The organism is Pseudomonas sp. 05N434 (assembly GCF_056396965.1).
Window position 1 is genome coordinate 1 of sequence record NZ_JBFTMK010001081.1, and the last position, 520, is coordinate 520.

General features: G+C 52.7%; 1 pseudogene. It reads right to left on the reverse strand.

Annotation, left to right across the window (positions count from 1 at the left end):
• A pseudogene (locus tag AC1DLB_RS31830) lies at window positions 1-520 on the reverse strand (hypothetical protein); the annotation flags it as partial.

Below are 520 nucleotides of genomic sequence, written 5' to 3' on the forward strand. Positions count from 1 at the left end.
ATCTCCAGAGCTACCCAGCGGACGCCAGGTTCCTTGTCCGATATCAGTTCGTTGCGCCGCTTTGATCAAGTCATAAGCGTCAGCACTGCCGGTCAGTCTTCGAAGTTGATGGGTTGCACTTTCCAAAGAGTTCAAGCCAGCCCGACTGATACCCAATACACCTTTCTTTAAATACTTTCCGACGCCCAGGATCAGCTCTGGCGTACCGTCCAGCGGGTTGAACACAGAGTGGAGAAACCCTAGGCCCAACTTGGCTAGCGCTCTGGTCTTCGAGGCTGTGGAAACGGCCTTTGCCGCGATGCTAGCGGCTTTTGCAGCGACGCCAACGACCAGCAAAACGGTCATCGCTAGTTCAAGCGTGCAGGACAGCGTACTGCCCCTGTTACGGTCCGGATCGTCGGAGAAGAAGTCTTCGATGCAGGATTTAAAAGGCACAATAATATTAATGAATGTCTCGAATTGTTGTTCTTCCTTTGAGTGTCTTTGCTCCAGTTCCGTTCGGCCCCGTGCGTCTTCTATC